The organism is Caballeronia zhejiangensis (assembly GCF_022879815.1).
GTDB classification, from domain to species: Bacteria; Pseudomonadota; Gammaproteobacteria; order Burkholderiales; family Burkholderiaceae; genus Caballeronia; species Caballeronia zhejiangensis.
Window position 1 is genome coordinate 359,875 of sequence record NZ_CP084286.1, and the last position, 21,491, is coordinate 381,365.

Below are 21,491 nucleotides of genomic sequence, written 5' to 3' on the forward strand. Positions count from 1 at the left end.
TGCGTTGGTCGGCGTCTGCGGGAAAGCGCGGTGAGTTCATCCTCATCTCCGGTTTGTCGGTCAGATGAACTTCCGCATTCCCCATGCCGCGGCCCTTGTCATGGCAACAACGTCGATGAATCCAGATCGGCGAGCTTGCCGAGTTCTTCGCGCCGCGTATCGCATGCATCGCGCACGCGCTGCCCAAAGCCGATCCAGATCGCGAACGCGACGACAGACAAACTTCCAAGCGTGATGAACGCCGCCGGATAGCCATAGTGATGCGCGATCCAGCCGCCGAGCATCGGGCTCAGGCACGCGCCCGCCGCCTGGACGCCAAGCACCGCGCCCTGCCCCAGATTCACCCGTCCGCTTCCGTGCAGCAGATGCACGACGAGCGCGGGCACCGCGACGGTCTGCAAGCCCGCGCCGATGCCATCGAGCACCTGCACCGGCACGATGCCCCATGAAGGCGCGATCCACGCGGCCGTCATCGCGCGCAGCGGGAGCGTCGCGAGCGTGACGAGGATGATCCACCAGAAGCCCCATCGGCGAATCAGGCGGCTCGCATAGGCCGCCGCGACGAGCATCACGATCTGCGAGATCACGATATTGGCGGCCGTCACATGGCTGGGATCGGCAGTATGCGCCGACGCGACCGCGAGACTGTAGAGCGGCAGCATCGCGGAATTGCCGAGGTTGAACGCCGCGAGCGCGGCCGCCAGCACGAGCAGCGAGCGGTTGCGCAGCAGAACCTGTATGGCATCGGCGCGCGTGTCGGAGGGATCGTCGTTGTCGTCCTTTGCAATGCCGCGCGCGAAATGCCGATGCACCGAGCGCGGCGGAATCCACAGCGCCGCGAAGATGCAGCCCGCACCGAACGCCGCGCTCAACCCGAAGATGTACGGCATGCCGAGCCACGCGCCGAGCCAGCCCGAAAGCGCCGCGGCCGCAATATTGCCCGCGTGATTCGCCACCTGATTGCGTCCGAACTGGCGATCGAAATTCTGCCGTCCGACGATGCCGAGCGTGAGGCCGGCGAGCGCGGGGCCCATCGTCGCGCCCGCGATCGCCGTGGCCACTTGCGACAGCGTGACGGGCCAGAAGCCTTGCCACATCCAGATGATGATCGCCGCGACGATGGACAGCGCGCTCGCGACCGCGACGATGGCGCGCCGGTGCGGCGTGGCATCGACGAGCGCGCCGGCGGGCGTCGTCACGAGCATGCCGACGATGCCGCCGATGGTCAGCACCGTGCCGATGCGGTCCGGCGTCCAGCCGTGCGCTTGCAGATAGATACCGAGAAACGGGCCGACGCCCGCCTGGACGTCCGCCGCGAAGAAGCTCACGGCGATGAGCGGACGGGTTGGCTTCACATTGTGTATTGGCATGTTTTGGATTCAGAGCACGACCTGCACGCTAGGTTCGACGACACCTTCGCTTCGAAGTCCGTAGTATTCCGCGCTCGATGCCGAATGGATCTTAGCGCGCAGCATGAGGCCCGTTAACGCTTGCTTCGGCGCTGGCGTCGATCGACGATCGCTGCCGTCATCGCGCGCGGGGCGCAAGGCGCGATGCTCGCGTGCATCGTTCGATGTGAGTGTCATCCGAGGTATGCGTCTCCTTTATGCCGTGCCGAACGCACAGCAAATCGCATTCCGCGTGCTCGCGAGCAGTGGCGAACTGGGACTGTCGCTTGCTGCCTCTTCAACGTTCTGACCTTTTTCGGGAAATGTTCATGAACACCTTTGAAGAAGCGCGGGAACGCATGGTCGAACGTCAGTTGAAGGGGCGCGGCATCAGGAACGCGCGCGTGCTCGAATGCATGAGCGCCATCGCCCGCGATGCCTTCGTTCCCCCAGCCCTTGCCGAATTCGCCTACGAGGACAGCCCGTTGCCGATCGCCGCGGGTCAGACCATCTCGCAACCGTACATCGTCGCGCTGATGCTCGAAGCCGCCGACCTGCAACCTGGCGATCATGTCCTCGACATCGGCACCGGCTCGGGTTATGCGGCGGCGATCGCGGCGTGTATCGCGGCGCGCGTCGATACGATCGAGCGACATCGCGAACTCGCCGACGATGCCGCCGCCTTGCTCAAGGCGCTCGGGCTCACGAACGTCAGCGTGCATCATGCGGACGGCACGCTCGGCATGCCGCAGCACGCGCCCTTCGACGCGATCATCGCGGCGGCGGGCGGTCCATCCGTGCCCGACGCATGGCGCGCGCAACTCAAGATAGGCGGACGGCTCGTGATGCCCGTCGGCGACGCGCGCGAATCCCAGCGTCTGATGAAATACACGCGCACGGACGACGATGTGTGGCGCGACGAAGACCTCGGCGGCGTGATGTTCGTGCCGTTGATCGGCGCGCAAGGCTGGAGCGACGAACCCGACATTCGCACGGACAAACCCACGCTCGAGGAGCCCGTTGCGCGCACGTTGCCCGATCTGATCCGCGCATCGGCGGTGCGTCTGCCCGCGCTCGGTGCGCCCGACTTCGCACATGCGTTCGATCGTTTCGCGGACAAGCGCGTCGTGTTGCTCGGCGAAGCGAGTCACGGCACCGCCGAGTTCTATGTAGCGCGCGCCGCCATCACGCGGCGTCTCATCGAACGGCACGGCTTCAGTTTCGTCGCGGTGGAAGCGGACTGGCCCGATGCCGCGATCATCGACGAGCACGTTCGCGGCCGTCCGCGCGCGCGACCCGAAGCACGACCGTTCACGCGTTTCCCTACGTGGATGTGGCGCAATACCGAGTTCGCCGCGTTCGTCGCGTGGCTGCGGCAGCACAACGCCGCGTTGCCCGACGAGCGCCGCGCCGCGTTCTATGGACTCGACCTGTATAGCCTTTCCGAATCCATCGCCGCCGTGCTCGCGTATCTCGACGCACAGGACCCGGGCGCGGCGCGCATTGCCCGCGTGCGCTATGGATGCCTCACGCCCTGGCAGAAAAACCCCGCTGTCTATGGACGCGCCGCGTGGCAGGCGGGCTTCGGCACATGCGAGGAAGCCGTCGTCGCGCAATTGCGCGATCTGCTGGACAGACGGCTCGCCACGTCCGCGAGCGATCACGGACTGCTCGACGCGACGCATAACGCGCGGCTCGTCGCATCGGCGGAGCAGTACTATCGTGCGATGTACGGGGCATCGGCGGAAAGCTGGAATCTGCGCGACACGCACATGTTCGACACGCTCGACAGCCTGCTCGATGCATGGGGACCGGACGCGCGCGCGGTCGTATGGGCGCACAACTCGCATCTCGGTGATGCATCCGCGACCGAGATGGGCCGCATGCGCGACGAGTTGAACGTCGGTCAGCTATGCCGCGAGCGCTTCGGCGACGACGCCGCGCTCATCGGCTTCGGCACGCACGCGGGCACGGTCGCGGCGGCATCGGACTGGGAGGAGCCGATGCAGATCATGCAGGTGCGGCCATCGCGCGCCGATAGTTACGAGCATCAGTTTCATCTTGCGGGCGCGAGTCCGTGCCTCGTCGATCTTCGTGCCGGCGTGAACGATGCACTGCGCGACGCATTGGGCGAGGAGCGGCTCGAACGCTTCATCGGCGTGGTCTATCGGCCCGATACCGAGTTGTACAGCCATTACGCGCAAGCCGAGCTGTCGGCGCAATTCGATGCGTTCGTGTGGTTCGATACGACGCGCGCGGTCAGCGCGATCGAGCCTTCACAAGTCACGCACGAGACGCCAGAAACCTTTCCGTTCGGCGTCTGACGCGCGTTTGCGCGTAATGGAGCGCGTAATGGAACGTAAGCGTTGCTTACACATGCTCACGTCATTTTCGTTGCCCATTGCGTACAGTCCGGGCATCCAGAACATCCCTTTGCCACTTCGAGAGGAACGAACATGAAGAAGAGTCGAATCGTCGCCGCACTGGTTTGCGCGAGCATCGGACTGACGACGGGCGCCGTTTTCGCACAGCCCGCACCCGGCGGTCCGGACGGCTATCACGATGCGCATCGCGCACCGGGCGGTCCGGGCGGTCCCACTGCCAAGGGCGGTCCCGGCGCGCCGGGTCATGGTCCGGAGATGAATGGCCGCGACGCGCCCCGCCCGCCGCAGCATGCCAACGATGAGCCGCGTCGCGACTGGCGCAAGGGCGAGCGTCTTGATAACGATTACCGAAGCCGTCAGTACGTCGTCGACGACTGGCGCGGACAAGGCCTGCGTCAGCCGCCGCGCGGTTATCAGTGGGTCGGCGTCGGTGCGGACTATCTGCTGGTTGCGGTCGCGTCGGGCGTCATCGCGCAGGTCGTGTTGTCGCATTGATCTGCGTTGAATGCGCATAAAGAAAAGCCCGCCTGTCGAGGCGGGCAAGATGCGCTTAAACGAGAGGGGGTCGAAGCGCACATCCAACGCGGTACGTTACGAATCGATTCGTGCGACTACAGCTTCCTGCGAATCGTGCCGGGCGAATCGGCGCTTTCCGTGGTCCTTGCCGGCGGGTCCGGCACAGCGACCGTCTGATCGAAAACGAAGCCCATTGCGATGTGCTCGGTGTTCGTGGATCCGCATGCGGGGCACGTATCGTCTTCGAGAGCATCATCTGAATATATGAGCTTGTTGCATGCTGCACAGCGTATAAGCATCTGGACTCCCGAAGTTCCAAGAAGATCGTCTCTCATTTATATGTCAAAACGAACGCACAGCCAATTGTTCTTTATGGGTGCCTTATGGGTCGCCTGTTGGGTCCCCTCTTGGGTCGCCTCGAGCACGCTTTAACCACCACGTTAATTCGCTGTACACCGTTCAGCGGATGATGCTCCACTCGGACTCGATCGCGCCCGCAGCCATCGCGCACTCGCTGAACGGCGGCACCGGCTGCGCATCGGGCGCGCCGTGCCAGCGTACTTCGAAGCGCTCTTCCATCCGTTCCGGTCCCTTCGCCGCGCCCGCAATCGAGGCGAGCCTGCAACCCGCGGCCTGCATCGATTCAGCCAGCGTGTCCCGCGAAAAGACGCCTCTTTCATAAGTTATCCGGAGCTCCGCATGATTCTCGCGCGGTATGCGTCTTTCGACCTCCTTCAGAAACCAGAGCACGACGATCCCGAGCCCGAGTCCCGCCGCGCCGAGTCCAAGCTGACCGCCGCCGAAGCACAGTCCGACCACCGTCACGAACCATAACGTCGCCGCTGTCGTCACGCCTTTGACGAGGCCATCCTTGCGAAGAATCGCACCCGCGCCGATGAAGCCCACGCCCGACAGTATCCCGAGCGGCAGGCGCATCAGATCGATCTGCACGAACGAACCGGGCGTCTTGCCCGCCTGAGCAAGCAACGCGTTGACTTGCAGCATCGCGAGACACGCCGCGAGGCATACGAGCAGCGTGGTTCTCAATCCGGCGACCTTGCCCGATTCGCCGCGATTCAATCCGATGAGAATGCCGGCAAGCACCGCCAGCGATATTCGAATGCAGACATCCGGCCATTCGAGGGTGAGAGGCATGAGCGCCATCGTATGTGTCCTGAAGCAATCGTCCGCGTAAAGCGCTCTAGCAATCATCACGCCCGCATGGATTCATCGCACCTTGCAGCGATTGAAAGACAGCGGCATGGCCATTGCGCGCAAGCCAAACAAGGCGTGCATGCAATGCGGCGCATTCTTTCGATCGTGTTTTCCGGAGACTTCAATCATGGCTATTACCGTCGGCGATTTTCTGGTCGATCGCCTGCATGCATGGGGCGTGCGCCGCATTTACGGTTATCCCGGCGACGGCATCAACGGCGTATTCGGCGCGCTCAGTCGCGCGAAGGGCAAGATCGAATTCATTCAGGCGCGTCATGAAGAGATGGCTGCGTTCATGGCATCGGCACATGCGAAGTTCACCGGCGAGTTGGGCGTATGCATCGCGACATCCGGTCCGGGCGCGGCGCATCTCCTCACCGGTCTCTACGATGCGCGCCTCGATCACATGCCCGTTCTCGCCATTGCGGGGCAGCAGGCACGCGCCGCATTGGGCGGACACTATCAGCAGGAAGTCGATCTGCCCGCGATGTTCAAGGACGTCGCCGGCGCCTTCGTTCAACAGGCGAGCGTGCCCTCGCAGATTCGTCATCTCGTCGATCGCGCGGTGCGTATCGCGCTATCGGAGCGCAAGGTGACGGCGCTCGTGCTGCCCAACGATCTGCAGGATCTGGAATACGAGCCGCCGGGCCGCAAGCACGGCACACTGCATTCGGGCGTGGGCTATCGCGCACCGAAGACGGTGCCTTATGCCGACGATCTGCAACGCGCCGCCGATGTGCTCAACGCCGGCAAGAAGGTCGCGATTCTCGTCGGCGCGGGCGCGCTGGAAGCCACGGACGAAGTCATCGCTGTCGCGGACAAACTCGGCGCGGGCGTCGCGAAGGCGCTGCTTGGCAAGGCCGCATTGCCGGACGATCTGCCCTTCGTCACCGGATCGATCGGCCTGCTCGGCACCGAGCCGAGCTACAAGCTGATGACCGAATGCGACACGCTCTTCATGATCGGCTCGGGCTTTCCCTACGCCGAGTTCCTGCCGAAGGAAGGCGAGGCGCGCGGCGTGCAGATCGACCTCAAGGCGGACATGCTTTCGATCCGCTATCCGATGGAAGTGAATCTCGTCGGCGACAGTGCCGAGACCTTGCGCGCGTTGCTGCCGCTTCTGGAACAGAAGACGGATGGCGCGTGGCGTAAGGACATCGAAGGCTGGATGGACGACTGGTGGAAGAAACTCGAAAAGCGCGCGATAGAGCCTGCGAAAGCCGGCGTGAATCCGCAGCGCACGATCTGGGAGCTGTCGCCGCGCGTGCCCGCGAACGCCATCGTCACGAGCGATTCCGGTTCGGTCGCGAACTGGTACGCGCGCGATCTCAAGGTCAAGCGCGGCATGAAGTGCTCGCTCTCGGGCGGCCTCGCCTCGATGGGCGCGGCCGTGCCCTACGCGATCGCGGCGAAATTCGCGTATCCGGAGCGTCCGGTGATCGCGCTCGTCGGCGATGGCGCGATGCAGATGAACAACATGGCCGAGCTCATCACGGTCGCGAAGTACTGGAAGCAATGGTCGGATCCGCGCTGGATCTGCATGGTGCTCAACAACGAAGACTTGAATCAGGTGACGTGGGAACAGCGCGTGATGGAAGGCGATCCGAAGTTCGAGGCATCGCAGGACATTCCTTCGGTGCCTTATCACAAGTTCGCGGAATTGATCGGGCTGAAGGGCTTTTATGTCGACGATGCCGAGCGCATGGCCGCCGTGTGGGACGAAGCGCTCGCGGCGGATCGTCCCGTCGTGATCGAAGTGAAGGCCGATCCGAACGTGCCGCCGCTGCCGCCGCACATCACGATCGCGCAGGCGAAGGCTTTCGCGACCACGCTCATGAAGGGCGATCCGAACCAGAGCCATGTGATCGTCGATACGGCGAAGCAAGTGCTGGGCGCAGTGCTGCCGGGCCACAAGGACAAGTGATCGTCCATGCATCTGAGGATTCACGACGGCTCGGCATATCCGACCGTCGGCGGCGTGAATCCTTCTTTCACCATTCAGGCGATCGCGCGTTGCACGGCGGACAAAATCGAAGCGCTCGCCGCACGCGGGGAGTTATCGCGATGAGAAAGCCTCGGGTCGTGGTCATCACCGGAGCGAGCGCGGGCGTGGGCCGCGCGACGGCGCTCGAATTCGCCCGACGCGGCGTGGACGTCGCGATGATCGCGCGCGATCGGCAAGCGCTCGAAGACGCCGCCGCCGACGTGCGCGCGCTCGGCGTGCGTGCGCTGAGCATCGCGCTCGACGTGAGCGAAAGCGGCGCGCTCGACAGTGCCGCCGCGCGCGTCGCAGCAGAGCTCGGTCCCATCGACGTATGGGTCAACAACGCGATGCTGACCTCGTTCGCGCGCTTCGCCGATATGCCCGAACGCGATTTCAGGCGCATCACGGACGTCACGTATCTCGGCTTCGTGTGGGGCACGATGGCCGCGTTGAAACGCATGACGCCGCGCAATCGCGGCGTCATCGTGCAGGTCGGTTCGGCGCTCGCGTATCGATCGATTCCGCTGCAATCGGCCTATTGCGGCGCGAAGCACGCGATACGCGGGTTCACCGATTCGCTGCGTTGCGAGTTGCATCATGCCAAGAGCCGCATCCATCTGACGATGGTGCAGATGCCCGCGCTCAACACGCCGCAATTCGACTGGGCCAGGAGCGCGATGCCGCACGCGCCGCGTCCCGTCGCGCCGATCTACGAACCCGAAGTCGCAGCGCGCGCGATATGGTGGGCGGCCACGCATCGGCGGCGCGAGCTGTGGGTCGGCATGTCGTCGGTCAAGGCGATAGTTGCGAATGCAATCATCCCCGGTTTGCTCGATGTCTATCTCGGACGCACGGGCTTTCGCGCGCAGCAGGACCCCGCTCTCTCCAGCGGCGAACGTCCGGGCAATCTCTCGCAACCGGTCACTGAACTGCATCGGGTGCATGGGCGCTTCACGGACGAGGCGAAGCGCGCGAGCGCGTCGTTTTGGGTGGACACGCATCGCGGCCTGCTGCTTTGCGCGGGGCTCGGGCTGGGCGCCATCATCGCGCGCTTGATGCGTCGGCGCGCGTAATGACGATGACCGGCATTCGCTTCATGCGTTGTGATCGTGCGCGGTGATGCCATGACGCGCGCCATGCTTGCGCAGCGCGTCTTCGAAGAACGCGGGCGGCATTGGCTCCGGCAAGCCGTATTGCGGCTTCAGTTCGGCAAGCGCACGATCGAAGCGCACGAAGGTCGCGAAGTCGCGCGGATAACGCCGTGCATCGACACCGAGAAAGCGCCCTTCGCGTTTCGCCTTGGCGGTCAACGCGCGCCATTCGTCGATGCTCGTCACGCCGACGCCTTCGGTGCCATGCGAGAACAGCATCATGTCGATCTCGTCGAAGGACTCGCGTTCGAGAAAGCGGCGCAGCGTCTCTGCCGAAGGGTCGGTGCAGAAGACGAGCCAGAATGGGATCGCGCGCAATCGCAGCGTCGTGTACGGGTCCATCAGAAGGAATGAATCGACGACGAGCCGCTTGGACTCGATCCCCATCTCGCGATACCACGCGCGATACAACTCGGCCGTCGCGAAGCTGAACGCTTCCGGCTCTTCGAAGCGCCATTCGACGACGCGCCAGTTCTTCTGCTTCGCCAGCGCGACGATGGATTCGGTGAGCGCCACGTCATAGCCCCATTCGGCTTCGGGCGCGCGCAGGGTCGGCGCGGGCGCGTCCCATCGCGTGCGCTTCACGCCATAACGCGCGAGATAGCGCGCGACACGCGGCCCGCCTTCGAAGTACTCGCGCTCGGTCGCGCCGCCCAGCGCGCCGAACTGATAGAACGATCGGTCGCCGGTGCGCGTAACGGGCCAGTCGCGCGTGCATCGGACGATATGAAGCGTCGCGTCCGGCGCAAGACTGCGCAGCAGAAACTCGCGATACGCCAGCGGCAGCGCGCGCAGCTTCAACCGGAAGTAGCTCATCGCGGAGAGCATCAGCCGGTCCTGATTCGGATCCTGCATATGATGAATCGCGATGCGCGGATCGGCGCGAAGCAACGCATCGACGGCGGCGAGGCCGTCATCGAAGCCGCTTTGCGCATCGTCGGGATCGCTGAAGGGCGCGCGCACCGGGCACAGAAACGTCTGCGGCAGCCAGGGCACGCCGAGCGCCGCCGCAACGTGCATGAGCGCGCCATTCGACGAACCGATGAACGCGGCATCGTAGGTGCGCTGCGGGTAAAGCCCCGCGATCCATTCGCCGATGCCTTCCACATCGAGACGCCGCGCCTGCCGCGCCGTGATGCCCTCCGACATGCCGCCCACGGTGTACACCCATTCGCGGGCGCGCTTCGGCAGCAGGTTGATCGGCGGCATCAGGCTATCGAGCAGCGGCGACTGGCTCGGGCTGCTGAAGCGTTCGCCATGCAGACACGCGGCGAGCGCCTGCACCATGCCCGCGGCCGAATCGAAGCGGGCAATGCCGCGCGGTGGCTTCGTCATCTCGATGCGCCGCCCTGGAGAAGAAACGCGCGGATCGCGAGCGCGAAGCTATGCGGATAGACATAGTTGAGCGTGTGCGTGCCGCCGTCTATCGCCAGCAACGCGCCGTTCGGCACGCGCGCCGCGACTTCGCTCGCCCACGCGAGCGGCGCGACGGGATCGCGCGATCCGGCGACGACGAGCGTCGGCGCAACAATGCGCGACAGCTTGCGCTCGATGCGATCGCGCATGAGTTCGCGCATCGTCGCGAGCGCGCGCACCACGCCCGCTTTCGCATAATCGATGCGCCCGATCGGCGCCGACGATCTCGCCTGTTCGAGCCGTCCATTGCGCCAGTCGCGACAAACTTGCGTGAAGAGCGAGCGCGCATCGCGATCGACGGTCGGTCCTTGCAGCACGAGCCGGTCGACCGACTCGGGATAGCGCGCGGCGAAATCCGCGAGAATCTGGCAGCCGAAGGAATTGCCGATGAACATCGCCCGCTCGATGCCGCGCGCGCCGAGCCAGAGGCGCAACGCATCGGCGAGTTCGGGCACCGACAGCGCGCCGCCGCGCAGTTTGCTTTCGCCGAAGCCGGGCAGATCGGGCGCGTACACGTCGAAGTCGCTGCGCAACGCGAGCGCGAGCGGCTCCATGTAGCGGCTCGATATCACGAGACCATGCACGAGCACCACGGGCAGGCGCTTCGCGTGGCCACCTTCGCATGCCGCGTGACGCGAGAACATGCGATACGGTCCGGCCTGCGTGTAGCGCGCCGTTATGCCCTTGCGGGCGCTTTCATCGGAAAGTGCGGGCGTGCGCTTGAGGCGCGTCCATTCGATCGCCGCCCAGGCCACGAACGCGCACGCGCCGACGCCCGCGACGATGCGCCATGATGGCCGCGCGGCCGTCACGCGGCGGGATCGAGCGCGACCTTGATCCATCCCGGTTGCCTTTGATCGAATGCCTTGTATGCGTCGATGACGTTCATCATCGGCTCGCGTGTCGACAGCACGCGCAGCGGATCGAACGATCCGTTCCTCACGCGCTCGACGAGTCCGGGCGTCACCGCGCGATGATTGCAGTTGCCCATCTTGATGGTGAGATTCTTGTTCATCGCCACACCGAGCGGAAAGAAGCGGTCGTTCGGCGGATACACGCCGATCACGCCGAGCGTGCCCGCCTTCGCCAATGCAGCCACGCCCCAGTCGAGCGCCTGCGTGGGCGCATCGCCGGGAATCCAGTTGCCGTCGTGTTCGTTGCGCTGCGCCGTGACGGTCCTGCTTTCCGCTTCGCCCTGCTTGACGGCATCCTGCGATGCAGCCGGCCCGCCCTGCGCGTGCACTGCATCGACGCCCACGGCATCGATCACACGATCCACGCCGATGCCGCCCGTCAACGCGAGAATCGTTGCGACGGGATCCTCCTCGTCGAAGTTCACCGCTTCCGCGCCTTGCGCGCGCGCCATCGCGAGACGATCCGTCAGGCGATCCACGACGATCACGCGTCCCGCGCCGAGCATGAACGCACTCGCCACGGCGAACTGGCCGACCGGTCCCGCGCCGAACACCGCGACGGTATCGCCGTCACGCACCTCGGCAAGTTGCGCCCCGAAAAAGCCCGTCGGAAAGATATCGGACAGCAGGATCGCGCGTTCGTCGTCGATATTCTCCGGCAATTTGATGAGGCTCGCATGGGCTAGCGGCGTGCGCGCGTATTCGGCCTGCAATCCGTCGATCGGCCCCGTCGACTTCGGTCCGCCAAAGAACGCCGTGCCTGCCGCCGCGCCATTGGGATTCGCCGAGTCGCACTGCGCCGTGTAGCCCGTGCGGCAATACGAACAGCAGCCACACGAAATCGTCGATGGAATCAGCACGCGGTCTCCCGGCTTCAGGTTGCGCACGCCGCGACCGACCTGCTCGATCACGCCGACGCCCTCGTGGCCGAGTATCGTGCCCGGCACCATCCCTGGCAGCGTGCCGCGCACCATGTGCAGATCGGTGCCGCAGATCGCGCTCGCGGTCAGGCGCACGATCGCGTCCTGATCGTGACGAATCGAAGGGTCGGGCACGTTATCGAGCGATATATCGCCTATTCCATGAAACACAACCGCTTTCATTGCACACTCCTTGAATGGCCGGGTCCGTGTGCGATTTCAGCAATGGATGCGCCCGCGCACCGCATTAGGGACTTTCGTTTCAGCGAGAAGCAACAGCGGGTCCAGACCGGGTACGGCGCTTGCCCGCATGTTCGACACACATCGAGGAATGCGCCATGAATACGCTGCGCATCGACGATCTGCATCCGACGCAGGCGACGCACGGAGAACGGCAGGTCCGCCGCAAAGCCGAGGAATATCGCGCGCTGCGCGCACATGAACTGGCAATGTCGATAGCCGCGAAGCCGATTGCCGTCGTGCTCGGGCCGGGAGGCGAGCCGTATGTCATCGACCATCATCATGTGGCTTGCGCGCTGGCCCGCATCGGCGTGCAGGACGTGCCGTTCGTGCTGGTGCGGGACTTGTCGTCGTTATCGCGCGCGGCGTTCTGGCTGACGATGGAGAACGAGGCGTGGGTGCATCCCTACGACGCGGACGGCGGCCGCATCGCTTTCAAGGACATGCCGGTGCATATGCGGGACGCCATCGACGACGATTTTCGCAGCCTTGCGGCCTTCGTGCGCAGCGCGGGCGGCTACGAAAAAACCGACGTGCCGCTTGCCGATTTTCGCTGGGCGGACTTCTTTCGCGCGCACTTCCCGCGACCGCGCGCCGATGCGCAATTCGACGCGCTGCTCGAACGCGCCGCCGGTCTGGCCCGCAGCGACGCGGCTCTCGGCCTTCCCGGTTTCATCGGATGATCTTCAACGCGGATTCGCCGCAATGAAATTCTTGAGCGCGGTATAGACGGGTTTCTTCGTCACGCCGTCGTTGAGCATGATGCCGTAAGGGCCCTGACCGGTGGGCGGATCGTCGTAAAGCTCGTAGACCTGTATCGACTGAATGTTGTATTGCGGCGCGATTGCGAGAAGCCTGCCCATCATGTCGTTGGCCATGTAAGTGGCCGCCTGATCGACGGTGCCGGGAAAGTCCGGACGCATGCCCACTTCGTTGATCCAGATCGGCTTGCCGAACGACAGCAGCGTGCCGACTACGTTGTAGCAGCGGATTCCGCATGCGTGCGTGATATCGCCCTGCTCCGAGTACCAGTGCCACGCGGTGATGTCCCACGTCACGATGGGATGTCCGCTCGTGCCGTCGGGTTGCGTGCCGTTGGCGAGCATCGTATCGAGGCCGAGGTGCATCCACGTATTGCCGCCGATGATGATCTTGCCGACAGCATCCACCGACTTGATGCCCGCGATCAACCCGCGGATCACGCCGCGCGCGATCCGATAACAATCGTTGTGGTAATCGGCCGGATTCACGCCGTCGACCGCACCGACGAGACATGTCGGTGCAAGTTCGTTGGTGACTTCGTAATAGGCATATTGCTGCACGCTGACGATTTGCTGAGCGAGCGTGAAGCTCGCCTGATAAGCCGAATTCTCATCGGCGAAGTTGAGGTCTTGCAGGATCACCGGATAAACCATCACGCCGGATTGCGCCATGATCTTCGCGAACTTCGCGAGATTTTTCGCGCCGGTTACGTTGGAAATGTCGTTGCGGTACATCGTCATGTTGAGGTCTTTCAGTTGCGCGGCTTGTTGCTCCGGCGTCGACGTCTGATATGGACCGACCCAGTTGGCATGACCGTTCATGCCATAAAACACGCTGCCCGCAGGCGCAATCACAGGCTTTGCGGTGCTGCTCGTGCCGCCGGGGCTGCTCGCCGCCGACGGCGCCGATGCAACCGCTGGCGCCGATGCAACCGCAGGCGCCGACGCTCCGCCGTCCGAAGGGCTCGACGCCGCTATGGGACTCGATGCACCCGAAGGACTCGATTGCGCGCCACCGGTCGTGCTCGCGCCGCCAGTTTCACCGCCGCCACCGCCGCCGCATGCGGCCAACAGAAGCGCGATCGCGAAACCCGGCCATATCGAAAGCCGCCCCGCTGAAATAATGCGCCGCGATTTGAAGATATGAGCAACGGATCGAATGAAAGTAATGGCTTTCATGGCGCGTTCGGAATATTCAAAATGAATATCGAGCGGCCGGTTCATTGCCGGAATTGAAACGCCCGCGTCGCGCGGCGAAATGCGAGCGCGAACAGGCACAGCCGCGTTCGACGAATGACGAACGCGGCCCCGCTTCGATACGAGAGATAAGACGACGCCCCACTGACCGATGCGCGCAAACGCGATGGCGCGAGCGTGGCAATCGCCGGACGCAACAAAGGGCCTTCGGGCTGCGTTTCAATCGAGCGCGCGAAGGAGAATCGGAAACCATCGAAAGACACGAACATGCATGGACATGCATGTCGCAAATACGTTAGTACATCATAACGTCGGTGCGCGCTTATTCAAGCATTGCGAGTGAATCGGCGAAGAATACTTATCGAATCGATAAGATCCATTGGACTGATGAAAACGCTTCGCGAAATAAAGCGCATTACATGCGTTGCGCCGTAAGGCTATCGTTGGGATCGTGGATTGCTCGGGGAACGAAGCCCCGCGCGCCCGTCTGGCGTGCCGGAACCTCACTGCGAGCCAATCTTTCAAGGAGATACATGCGGATGCCTGCTACGCACAAAGCGATCCATTGTGCCAGCCGGAGCACCCGCGCCATGATCGCTTTTCTCGCCGCATTCGTTTGTCACGCGAGCGCGCGCGCCGACGCGCCGCTCAATTACTTCCTCCACGCCGACGGTCCCGCCGCCACGCCGACGATGCGTCTCGGCTGGGCGCTCGCGGCACTGGCCGTCGCCGTCGCGCTGATCGTGAGCGTATTGCTCGTCGGCGCGATCATCCGCAAGCGTCCGCCGCCCACGAAGCGCGATGCATCGCACGTGCAGGGCGAAGGCGGCGGCATGCGCTGGGTCTGGATCGGCACGGGCATCTCGTCGGTCGCGCTTTTCGTCGCGCTCGCCTATGTGCTGGTGACGCTCGAATCGGTCGCGTCGCCGAGAAAGGAGCCCGCGCTGACCATCGCGGTCACGGCCTACGACTGGTGGTGGAAGATCGACTATGCGGGCGTGACCACGGCCAACGAGATTCACATACCGGTCGGCGAGCCTGTGAAAATCGAATTGCGCAGCGCCGATGTCATTCATGCGTTCTGGGTGCCGCGTCTCGCGGGCAAGACTCAGACGATACCGGGTGTCGTCAACGAGCAATGGATTCAGGCGGATCGCGCGGGCGTGTATCGCGGGCAATGCTCGCAGTTTTGCGGCGCGCAACACGCGCATATGGCCTTCGAAGTGATCGCGGAACCGCGTGCCCAATTCGATGCGTGGTACGCGGCGCAAGCGCGCCCGCATGCCGCCGACGCCACCGCGAGCGCCGGGCAGCGACTCTTTCTCGATCGCTGCGCGGGCTGTCACGCCGTGCGCGGCAGCGATGCGAACGGCACGCAAGCGCCCGATCTCACGCATCTGAATTCGCGCAGGCTCATCGCCGCCGGCACGTTGCCGAACACCGAATCGAATCAACTCGACTGGATACGCCATGCACAGCGCATCAAACCGGATTCGCTGATGCCATCGATCGCGCTCACAGCGGCCGAAGCCGCCGCGCTCTCCGCTTATCTTCGGACACTGCAATGACCGAACACGCCACGTCCCCGCCGCCGCTGCAACGCACGCTCGCGATCGGCCGCATCGAACCCGGCAGCGCCGAAGAACGCAAGCTGCGCGAGACATGGGAAACGCCACCGGGATGGCGCGGCTGGCTTTCGACCGTCGATCATAAAAGCATCGGCTTGCGCTATCTCCTCACCGCGTTTGCGTTTCTGATCGCGGGCGGCATCGAGGCGCTCATCATGCGCGTGCAGCTTGCGCGCCCGGACTCGACGCTGCTCACGCCCGAGCAATACAACCAGCTCTTCACGATGCACGGCGTGACGATGATCTTCCTTTACGCGTTGCCCGTGCTCTCCGGCTTCTCCAACTATCTGTGGCCGCTGATACTCGGCGCGCGCGACATGGCGTTTCCGCGCCTGAATGCGCTGTCGTACTGGATCTTTCTTTTCGCCGGACTCTTTCTGTATGCGAGCTTTCCGTTCGGCGAAGCGCCCAACGCCGGCTGGTTCAACTATGCGCCGCTTGCCGGTCTCACTTACAACACCGGTCCCAACATCGATGTCTATGCGCTCGGCATGGTGCTGCTCGGCATCTCGACGACAGTCGGCTCGATGAACTTCGTGGTCACGTTCCTGCGCATGCGCGCGCCGGGCATGTCGCTCGATCGCGTGCCGGTGCTCGTGTGGGGCACGCTCACCGCATCGGGCGGCAACCTGCTTGCAGTGCCATCGGTGAGTCTCGCGTTCTTTCTGTTGTGGCTCGACCGGCGCATCGGCACGCATTTCTTCGACGTCGTCAACGGCGGCCGCGCGCTGCTCTGGCAGCATCTCTTCTGGATCTTCGCGCATCCGTGGGTGTATGCCGTGGTGCTGCCCGCGATGGGCATCGTCTCCGATGCGCTCCCGGTCTTCTGCCGCAGGCCGCTGGTCGGCTATCTGCCGGTCGCGCTGTCGACTGTCGCGACGATGGTCATCGGCTTCGTCGTATGGATCCATCACATGTTCGCGACGGGCATTCCCGCGCTCGCGCTGTCGTTCTTCGGCGCGGCGAGCATGGTGATCGCGATACCGAGCGCGGTCGCGACGTTCGCATGGATCGCGACGATATGGACGGGACGTCCCGTGTTTCGCGTGCCTTTTCTGTATTTCGCGGGCTTCGTGTTTCTCTTCGTGATCGGCGGATTGTCGGGCGTGCTCACCGCAGCGGTGCCTTTCGACTGGCAACTCACGGATACCTATTTCGTCGTCGCGCATCTGCATTACGTGCTGCTCGGCATCAACGTGTTTCCCGTTATCGGCGGCATCTACTTCTGGTTCCCGAAATTCACCGGGCGCATGATGAGCGAGAGGATCGGGCGCATCGGCTTCTGGATTCTGTTCACGGGCTTCAATATCGCGTTCTTTCCGATGCACATCGCGGGCTTGCTCGGCATGCCGCGACGCATCTATACGTACGCGCCCGACATGGGCTGGAACACGGTCAACATGATTACGTCGATCGGCGCGTTCCTGTTCGCGTTCGGCGTGCTGATCTTCATGTGGGACTTCGTGTACAGCCTGCGGCGCGGTCCCGTTGCGGGCGATAACCCCTGGGATGCGCCCACGCTCGAATGGGCGACTTCATCGCCGCCGCCGCCGTATAACTTCGCGATCGCGCCGCGCATCGCGAGCCGTCATCCGCTATGGGAGGAACGCATTTCCGGCAAGATGCGTTCGCGGCTCGACGAAGGCTACATCCTCGACAAGGGACGCGAGGCGCTCGGCACCACCGCGCTCGACGGCGATCCCGACGTCATTCTCAAGATGCCGGAAGACTCGTATGCGCCTTTCTGGCTCGGCGTCGCGTCGCTGGTGTTCTTCTCGGGCCTCGCATTGACCGCATGGTGGCTCGCGGCGCTCGGGTTGATCGGATGCGGCGCGGCCATCGTCGTATGGTTGTGGCCGCGCCGCGAACTCGGCCAGCGCGACGATACGCCCGAGCCGCACGAAACCGGAGCGACACCATGAGCGATTTCGCGGAAGCGTTGCCCGAACGCGCGCGTCTGCCCATCGGCAGTCCGGGCGAACGCTCGGGCGGATGGTGGGGATGTCTCACGCTCGTCGCGACCGAAGCGGCGCTCTTCGGCTATCTGATCTTCTCGTATCTGTATCTCGCTTCGCAGACGACACAACACTGGCCGCCCGAAGGCATGCCGAAGCTCGGCCTCGGCATTGCGAACACCTGCATTTTGTTGTCGAGCAGCGTGTTCGTATGGGCAAGCGAGCGCTTCGTGCGGCGCGGAAAACGCGGCATGGGCGTGCTGATGCTCGCTATCGCGCTTGCGCTCGGGGCGATCTTCGTCGGCATACAACTCAAGGAATGGGCCGATCATCCCTACGGCCTGACGACGCATCTCTACGGCTCGCTCTACTTCACGATCACCGGCTTTCACATGATGCATGTGCTCGTCGGCCTCGTCGTGCTCGCGTTCCTGCTGCTATGGACCGCGCTCGGCTACTTCGACCGGGCGCGTTCGGCGGCGCTGACCATCGGCGGCTTGTATTGGCATTTCGTCGATGTCGTATGGCTCTTCATCTTCGCGACGCTGTATCTGTCGCCCTACGTGCTGGCGAAATGAAATGAACGACGCATCGCCCATCGACGAAAAGCGGCATCCCGTGCGTCCGGGCGGCATGGCGCTCGCGATCGGTCTCCTGCTCGCACCCGCCGCGTGGATGACGCAGACGACGCTCGCGCAGACCATCGCCGCGTGGGGCTGCTTCCCGCATGAGCGTCCGGTGAACGCGCCCGCGATGCCTTGGCTCGAGCACGGCATCGTGCTGCTGGCGCTGGTCGCGTTGCTGCTGGGCGTCGCGGGCGGCGTCGTCGCGTGGCGCAACTGGCGGCGTACGGGCGAGCTTGCATCGACGCTGAAAGAGCATGGAACGATCGACAGACATGCGGCCCGCGATGCGTTCATCGCGCGGGCGGGGGCGCTCGCGAGCGCGCTCTTCGTGTTCGCGCTGATCGCGACGGATCTCGCGTGGCTGCTCGTGTCGCCATGTGGAGGACGCTGATCGTGACGACGTTCGGACGCCGCGCGCTCTTCTGCGCTTTCACGCTGATCGCATCGATGCCGCTCGCTCGCGGACAGACGCCCGATCTCGTCACGCGCGGCGCGTATCTCGCGAAGGCCGCCGATTGCGCCGGCTGTCATACCGCGCCGCCCGCGCCCGGCAAACCGCAGCCGCATCCGTTCGCGGGCGGCCTGCCGATGGGCTCGCCCTTCGGCACGATCTGGTCGAGTAACATCACGCCGGACCCGCAACATGGCATCGGGCGTTATAGCTACGAGGACTTCGCGCGCGCGTTGCGTGAAGGCGTCGCGCCGGGCGGCAAGCATCTTTATCCGGCGATGCCTTATCCATCGTTCTCGAAGGTCAGCGACGGCGACATGCGCGCGCTCTATGCGTATTTCATGCACGGCGTGGAACCCGTCGCGCAAGCCGCGCCCGAAACGCATCTGCCGTTTCCGTTCAGCCAGCGCTGGGCGCTCGTCTTCTGGAATCTCGCCTTCAGGCCGACGGAACCGTTCACGCCCGATCCGAAGCGCGAAGCGCAATGGAATCGCGGCGCCTATCTCGTGCAATCGCTCGGGCACTGCGGCGCGTGCCATACGCCGCGCGGACCTGCCTATAACGAACGCGGCTATACCGAATCGTCGCGGACGTATCTCACGGGCGGCACCAACGATCACTGGTACGCGCCGAACCTGACCGGCGTATCGGGCGCGGGACTGGGCCGCATTGCACCCGACGACATCGCCGCGTTTCTCAAGACGGGGCACGGCGCGGGTCTCGCCACCTTCGGCAGCATGGTGCAGGTGGTCGAAGACAGCACGCAATATCTCGACGATCAGGATCTGCTCGCGATCGCGTCCTATCTGAAGAGCCTGCCGGCGAACGGAAACGGCGGCACCTACGATGCGCGCTCGCGCGCGGCGCAACAGAGCGTGGCCGCATTGCGCACCGGCGACGACGAGCGTCCCGGCGCGGGTCTCTATCAAAGCGCATGCGCGCGCTGTCACAAGAGCGACGGCGCGGGTGAAGCGTTCAAGTATCCGCGGCTTGCGGGCAATCCGGCCGTGCTGTCGGAGAAGCCCGATTCGCTCGTGCGGATGGTGCTGCAGGGCGGCAACGCGCCATCCACGGAACATGGGCCGCAGCCGAAGAAGATGCCCGCGTTCGCCGACAAGCTCACCGATACGGAAATCGCCCGCGTGCTGACCTTCGTCCGCTCGGCATGGGGCAACGATGCTTCGCCTGTCACGACGCGCGACGTGCGCAGCATGCGCGATGCGGTCTCGAAGCGCGCGCAACCTTGAATTGACGAAGCGAAAGTGACCGATTCACTGCGCCGCATCGGCGATTCGCGGCGCGTTGTACCATGGTTGACTGGACAAAATTTCCTACTACGCGAACGTCCGCCATGGCCAACACCAAAGCTTTAGAGGAACTCGCGCGTCTTGACCTGCATATCGAGAATTGCGGGCGGCGCATCGTCGAGCAGACGGAACGCCTCGAATCGCTCCGACAGTGCGGATGGAACACCGACGACTCGGAAAGCCTGTTGCGCAATCTCATCACCAGCCTGCGCGCGCTCGATCAGCTTCGCAAGACCGTGGTCAAGGAAGTCGACGAAGCGGACCACTGATCGCCATTTCCGCGCGGATTCCGCACGCCGTGTTTCGATTCCTGGAACGCTCGATGCTGACACGACCGCATGACCGCGCATGCGGTCGTCTTTCTAACCAGCACCGGAGTCGTGAATGAAAACACTCGTCAATGAAAGAGCGCGCAGCGCCGCTCGTACAGGCGCCCTCAGGGAAAGCCGGGCCACGGTCGTTCTTGAAGCGGCAGCGTAAGGAGCACGACATGAGCAATGCCACCGATAGCGGATACCCACGCCCGCCGATGCCGGCGCAACAGCAGGACAATCGCCCGGGACTCACCGGCCCGATGGACCCGCCGCCCGATCACGGCGAATCGAGCTACAAGGGCAGCAACCGGCTCGCCGGCAAAGTCGCGCTCATCACGGGCGCGGACAGCGGCATCGGCCGCGCGGTGGCGATCGCCTATGCGCGCGAAGGCGCGGACGTCGCCATCTCCTATCTCAACGAGCATGACGACGCCGAGGAAACGAAGCGCTGGGTCGAGAAAGCCGGACGCCGCGCGCTGCTTCTGCCCGGCGATATCACGGATCGCGAGCATTGCAAGCAGATCGTCGCGAAGACGGCCAAAACGTTCGGGCGCATCGACGTGCTCGTGAACAACGCGGCGTATCAGGCGACTTACGACAAGCTCGAAGACATCAGCGACGACGAATGGGACAAGACCTATTCGACGAATATCGGCGCGATGTTCCGCATCACGAAGGCCGCGCTCGCGCATATGAAAGAAGGCAGTTCGATCGTCAACACGACGTCCGTCAATGCCGATGCGCCGAATCCCGGACTGATCGCGTATGCGAGCACGAAGGGCGCGATCCAGAACTTCACGGGCGGGCTTGCGCAACTGCTGGCCGAGCGCGGCATACGCGCGAACTGCGTGGCGCCGGGGCCGATCTGGACGCCGCTGATTCCATCGACGATGCCGCCTTCGAGCGTCGAGAACTTCGGCAAGCAGGTGCCGATGAAGCGCCCCGGACAGCCTGCGGAACTCGCGGCGCCTTATGTGATGCTGGCATCGGACGAGGCGAGCTACATATCGGGCGCGACCATCGCGGTAACGGGCGGCAAGCCGATTATTTAGCGCGGCCGGGGCACAGCGAATGCTGTATTGAAAGCATGAAAGGCTTCGCGCAAACCCGCGCGAAGCCAATGA

At 64.1% G+C, this 21,491-nt stretch carries 19 protein-coding genes and 1 pseudogene; 13 read left to right on the top strand and 7 right to left on the bottom strand.

Features of this window, described 5'->3' with window-relative positions:
• Window positions 1–98: 98 nt before the first annotated feature.
• On the bottom strand, window positions 99–1,370 hold the full coding sequence (locus tag LDZ23_RS27825; RefSeq protein WP_051078959.1) for an MFS transporter: 1,272 nt from the start codon (window positions 1,368–1,370) through the stop codon (window positions 99–101).
• Between the two features lie 9 nt (window positions 1,371–1,379).
• Window positions 1,380–1,586 (bottom strand): hypothetical protein, encoded by a 207-nt coding sequence (locus LDZ23_RS27830; protein ID WP_033536882.1) that lies wholly within the window; start codon window positions 1,584–1,586, stop codon window positions 1,380–1,382.
• A gap of 131 nt (window positions 1,587–1,717) precedes the next feature.
• On the opposite strand from LDZ23_RS27830, the gene LDZ23_RS27835 reads away from it, so the two are divergent.
• Together LDZ23_RS27835 and LDZ23_RS27840 are read left to right on the top strand one after the other, a co-directional pair.
• On the top strand, window positions 1,718–3,712 hold the full coding sequence (locus tag LDZ23_RS27835; RefSeq protein WP_008345938.1) for a protein-L-isoaspartate(D-aspartate) O-methyltransferase: 1,995 nt from the start codon (window positions 1,718–1,720) through the stop codon (window positions 3,710–3,712).
• 132 nt (window positions 3,713–3,844) lie between these two features.
• Window positions 3,845–4,267: an RcnB family protein gene (locus tag LDZ23_RS27840; RefSeq protein WP_008345939.1), complete on the top strand. Its 423-nt coding sequence runs from the start codon at window positions 3,845–3,847 to the stop codon at window positions 4,265–4,267.
• A 480-nt stretch (window positions 4,268–4,747) separates the two neighbouring features.
• Here the strand turns inward: LDZ23_RS27840 and LDZ23_RS27845 are convergent, their stop codons facing one another.
• The gene (locus LDZ23_RS27845; protein WP_008345940.1) at window positions 4,748–5,452 is read right to left on the bottom strand and encodes an MgtC/SapB family protein; all 705 of its coding nucleotides are present in this window, start codon (window positions 5,450–5,452) and stop codon (window positions 4,748–4,750) included.
• A 178-nt stretch (window positions 5,453–5,630) separates the two neighbouring features.
• On the opposite strand from LDZ23_RS27845, the gene LDZ23_RS27850 reads away from it, so the two are divergent.
• The 3 genes and pseudogenes from LDZ23_RS27850 (at window position 5,631) to LDZ23_RS27860 (ending at window position 8,560) form a co-directional block, all read left to right on the top strand.
• Entirely contained in the window at window positions 5,631–7,427 is a 1,797-nt protein-coding gene (locus tag LDZ23_RS27850; protein WP_008345941.1) for a thiamine pyrophosphate-requiring protein, read from the top strand.
• Between the two features lie 9 nt (window positions 7,428–7,436).
• Window positions 7,437–7,571, top strand: a pseudogene (locus tag LDZ23_RS27855) (hypothetical protein); the annotation flags it as partial.
• Window positions 7,568–8,560, top strand: coding sequence for an SDR family oxidoreductase (locus LDZ23_RS27860; RefSeq protein ID WP_244808309.1), 993 nt, complete (start codon window positions 7,568–7,570; stop codon window positions 8,558–8,560). The pseudogene LDZ23_RS27855 and the gene LDZ23_RS27860, both read left to right, overlap by 4 nt.
• A 21-nt stretch (window positions 8,561–8,581) precedes the next feature.
• Here the strand turns inward: LDZ23_RS27860 and LDZ23_RS27865 are convergent, their stop codons facing one another.
• Genes LDZ23_RS27865 through LDZ23_RS27875 form a run of 3 tightly spaced genes read right to left on the bottom strand, consistent with a single transcriptional unit; the run spans window position 8,582 to window position 12,071 of the window.
• Window positions 8,582–9,973, bottom strand: coding sequence for a hypothetical protein (locus tag LDZ23_RS27865; protein ID WP_008345944.1), 1,392 nt, complete (start codon window positions 9,971–9,973; stop codon window positions 8,582–8,584).
• Window positions 9,970–10,896 carry an alpha/beta fold hydrolase gene (locus LDZ23_RS27870; RefSeq protein WP_008345945.1) on the bottom strand — a complete coding sequence of 309 codons (927 nt, stop codon included), beginning with the start codon at window positions 10,894–10,896 and terminating at the stop codon, window positions 9,970–9,972. The genes LDZ23_RS27865 and LDZ23_RS27870 overlap by 4 nt, the downstream gene beginning before the upstream one ends.
• The gene (locus LDZ23_RS27875; protein WP_034470047.1) at window positions 10,863–12,071 is read right to left on the bottom strand and encodes a zinc-dependent alcohol dehydrogenase; all 1,209 of its coding nucleotides are present in this window, start codon (window positions 12,069–12,071) and stop codon (window positions 10,863–10,865) included. Before LDZ23_RS27875 ends, LDZ23_RS27870 begins: the two co-directional genes overlap by 34 nt.
• Window positions 12,072–12,226: 155 nt before the next feature.
• On the opposite strand from LDZ23_RS27875, the gene LDZ23_RS27880 reads away from it, so the two are divergent.
• A complete protein-coding gene (locus LDZ23_RS27880; protein ID WP_008345947.1) occupies window positions 12,227–12,811 on the top strand; it encodes a ParB-like protein in 585 nt (194 codons plus the stop codon).
• A gap of 3 nt (window positions 12,812–12,814) precedes the next feature.
• Here the strand turns inward: LDZ23_RS27880 and LDZ23_RS27885 are convergent, their stop codons facing one another.
• Window positions 12,815–14,068, bottom strand: coding sequence for a hypothetical protein (locus LDZ23_RS27885; protein ID WP_235366302.1), 1,254 nt, complete (start codon window positions 14,066–14,068; stop codon window positions 12,815–12,817).
• 608 nt (window positions 14,069–14,676) lie between these two features.
• Between LDZ23_RS27885 and coxB the strand changes: the two genes are divergently transcribed.
• From coxB to LDZ23_RS27920, 7 genes are all read left to right on the top strand, one after another.
• Window positions 14,677–15,654, top strand: a complete 978-nt coding sequence (coxB, locus tag LDZ23_RS27890) for a cytochrome c oxidase subunit II (RefSeq protein ID WP_008345950.1) — start codon at window positions 14,677–14,679, stop codon at window positions 15,652–15,654.
• A complete protein-coding gene (gene ctaD, locus LDZ23_RS27895) occupies window positions 15,651–17,636 on the top strand; it encodes a cytochrome c oxidase subunit I (RefSeq protein WP_008345951.1) in 1,986 nt (661 codons plus the stop codon). The genes coxB and ctaD overlap by 4 nt, the downstream gene beginning before the upstream one ends.
• On the top strand, window positions 17,633–18,247 hold the full coding sequence (locus LDZ23_RS27900) for a cytochrome c oxidase subunit 3 (RefSeq protein ID WP_008345952.1): 615 nt from the start codon (window positions 17,633–17,635) through the stop codon (window positions 18,245–18,247). The genes ctaD and LDZ23_RS27900 overlap by 4 nt, the downstream gene beginning before the upstream one ends.
• A gap of 1 nt (window position 18,248) precedes the next feature.
• Window positions 18,249–18,686 carry a hypothetical protein gene (locus tag LDZ23_RS27905; protein ID WP_008345953.1) on the top strand — a complete coding sequence of 146 codons (438 nt, stop codon included), beginning with the start codon at window positions 18,249–18,251 and terminating at the stop codon, window positions 18,684–18,686.
• The gene (locus LDZ23_RS27910) at window positions 18,671–19,993 is read left to right on the top strand and encodes a c-type cytochrome (RefSeq protein WP_034470050.1); all 1,323 of its coding nucleotides are present in this window, start codon (window positions 18,671–18,673) and stop codon (window positions 19,991–19,993) included. Before LDZ23_RS27905 ends, LDZ23_RS27910 begins: the two co-directional genes overlap by 16 nt.
• A gap of 104 nt (window positions 19,994–20,097) precedes the next feature.
• Window positions 20,098–20,322 (top strand): hypothetical protein, encoded by a 225-nt coding sequence (locus tag LDZ23_RS27915; RefSeq protein WP_008345955.1) that lies wholly within the window; start codon window positions 20,098–20,100, stop codon window positions 20,320–20,322.
• 221 nt (window positions 20,323–20,543) lie between these two features.
• The gene (locus LDZ23_RS27920) at window positions 20,544–21,419 is read left to right on the top strand and encodes a glucose 1-dehydrogenase (RefSeq protein ID WP_008345956.1); all 876 of its coding nucleotides are present in this window, start codon (window positions 20,544–20,546) and stop codon (window positions 21,417–21,419) included.
• The last annotated feature ends 72 nt before the right edge of the window (window positions 21,420–21,491 follow it).

Bases quoted from the DNA above. Each gene is read 5' to 3' on its own strand.
- LDZ23_RS27825 (WP_051078959.1), bottom strand. From the start codon at position 1,370: ATGCCAATACACAATGTGAAGCCAACCCGTCCGCTCATCGCCGTGAGC.
- LDZ23_RS27830 (WP_033536882.1), bottom strand. From the start codon at position 1,586: ATGACACTCACATCGAACGATGCACGCGAGCATCGCGCCTTGCGCCCC.
- LDZ23_RS27835 (WP_008345938.1), top strand. From the start codon at position 1,718: ATGAACACCTTTGAAGAAGCGCGGGAACGCATGGTCGAACGTCAGTTG.
- LDZ23_RS27840 (WP_008345939.1), top strand. From the start codon at position 3,845: ATGAAGAAGAGTCGAATCGTCGCCGCACTGGTTTGCGCGAGCATCGGA.
- LDZ23_RS27845 (WP_008345940.1), bottom strand. From the start codon at position 5,452: ATGGCGCTCATGCCTCTCACCCTCGAATGGCCGGATGTCTGCATTCGA.
- LDZ23_RS27850 (WP_008345941.1), top strand. From the start codon at position 5,631: ATGGCTATTACCGTCGGCGATTTTCTGGTCGATCGCCTGCATGCATGG.
- LDZ23_RS27860 (WP_244808309.1), top strand. From the start codon at position 7,568: ATGAGAAAGCCTCGGGTCGTGGTCATCACCGGAGCGAGCGCGGGCGTG.
- LDZ23_RS27865 (WP_008345944.1), bottom strand. From the start codon at position 9,973: ATGACGAAGCCACCGCGCGGCATTGCCCGCTTCGATTCGGCCGCGGGC.
- LDZ23_RS27870 (WP_008345945.1), bottom strand. From the start codon at position 10,896: ATGGATCAAGGTCGCGCTCGATCCCGCCGCGTGACGGCCGCGCGGCCA.
- LDZ23_RS27875 (WP_034470047.1), bottom strand. From the start codon at position 12,071: ATGAAAGCGGTTGTGTTTCATGGAATAGGCGATATATCGCTCGATAAC.
- LDZ23_RS27880 (WP_008345947.1), top strand. From the start codon at position 12,227: ATGAATACGCTGCGCATCGACGATCTGCATCCGACGCAGGCGACGCAC.
- LDZ23_RS27885 (WP_235366302.1), bottom strand. From the start codon at position 14,068: ATGAAAGCCATTACTTTCATTCGATCCGTTGCTCATATCTTCAAATCG.
- coxB (WP_008345950.1), top strand. From the start codon at position 14,677: ATGATCGCTTTTCTCGCCGCATTCGTTTGTCACGCGAGCGCGCGCGCC.
- ctaD (WP_008345951.1), top strand. From the start codon at position 15,651: ATGACCGAACACGCCACGTCCCCGCCGCCGCTGCAACGCACGCTCGCG.
- LDZ23_RS27900 (WP_008345952.1), top strand. From the start codon at position 17,633: ATGAGCGATTTCGCGGAAGCGTTGCCCGAACGCGCGCGTCTGCCCATC.
- LDZ23_RS27905 (WP_008345953.1), top strand. From the start codon at position 18,249: ATGAACGACGCATCGCCCATCGACGAAAAGCGGCATCCCGTGCGTCCG.
- LDZ23_RS27910 (WP_034470050.1), top strand. From the start codon at position 18,671: ATGTGGAGGACGCTGATCGTGACGACGTTCGGACGCCGCGCGCTCTTC.
- LDZ23_RS27915 (WP_008345955.1), top strand. From the start codon at position 20,098: ATGGCCAACACCAAAGCTTTAGAGGAACTCGCGCGTCTTGACCTGCAT.
- LDZ23_RS27920 (WP_008345956.1), top strand. From the start codon at position 20,544: ATGAGCAATGCCACCGATAGCGGATACCCACGCCCGCCGATGCCGGCG.